Genomic DNA, 1,119 nt, shown 5'->3' with positions numbered 1-1,119 from the left:
GCCAGCAGCAGCCGCAGCAGCTGCCCGGCCGTGCGGCGCGCCCTGATGCCGATCATGCGGCTGCCCAGTCCGTACAGCAGGATCAGCGCCGTGACGGTGATGCCCGCGGCGTTGCCGGCGGCGATGCCGTGGATGCCCCAGTGCGGTGCGGCGGCCGCGCCGACGGCCACCGTGAGGAGCAGGCCGACGGCCATCGCGGCGGCCGGGTACCAGGTGGGGCGGGCAGCGGAGAAGAAGGGCCTGACGAGGGCACCGACCATGCTGTGGCCGAGCAGGCCGAGGGCGTAGACCCGCATCACCGAGGCGGTCGCCGCGGTGTCCTCGGGCCGGAAGGCGCCGCGCTGGAAGAGGACCTCGATGATCTGCGGCGCGTAGGCGACGACGTAGGCGGCGCCCACCAGCACCACCAGCGCGGCCAGCGTCAGGTCCCGTTCGACGCGGCGGCGTGCCCGGTCGGCCTCCCCGTCGGCCAGCGCCCTGGCCACCACGGGAAAGGTGACGGTGCAGATCATCAGCGACAGGATCATCGGCATCTGCGCGACCTTCTGCGCGTAGTTCAGATGCGAGATGGCCCCGGAGGGCAGCGTGGAGCCGAGGAAGCGCTCCACCAGGACCTGGGCCTGGCGGCTGAGTGCGAACAGCACGACGGGGGCGAGCAGTCCGAAGCTGAGCAGCGCGGCTCTGCCCTCGGTGGGCCCGGCGGTCTTCCGGCCGGCGGCCCCGCCGGTGCGCGGGGCCCGTACGGGGAGTCGGCGGAGGAAGGCGGGCAGTTGGACGAGGACCATCAGGCAGCCGCCGGCGGCCACGCCCGCGGCGGCGGCCCGCACCCCGAACAGGGGGTGCAGGGTGAGCACGGTGCCGATGATGCCGACGTTGTACGCCGCGTAGATCGCGGCGGGCGGCACGAAGCTGCGGTGGGCCCGCAGGGCGGCACTGAAGTAGCCGGCGAGGCCGAAGGTGAGGACGGAGACCGCCGTCAGCCGGGTGCAGTCGACAGCGAGCGAGGGGTCGGCCAGTCCGGGGGCGAGCACCTTGACCAGCAGGGGCGCCGCCGCGGCCAGCAGCGCGGCGACCGCGGCGAGCGCGCCGAACAGCCAGGGCAGCGTGCCGGTGAGCAGG

At 74.5% G+C, this 1,119-nt stretch carries 1 protein-coding gene; it reads right to left on the bottom strand.

All coding sequences use genetic code 11. The features are described 5' to 3' along the window. The coding region (gene murJ / locus ACYVE9_RS27825; RefSeq protein WP_461030658.1) for a murein biosynthesis integral membrane protein MurJ at window positions 1-1,119 on the bottom strand (1,119 nt) is incomplete at both ends.

The organism is Streptomyces sparsus (assembly GCF_054776295.1).
Note: the sequence above shows the minus strand (reverse complement) of the source record. Positions and strands in the feature narration are given on the sequence as shown.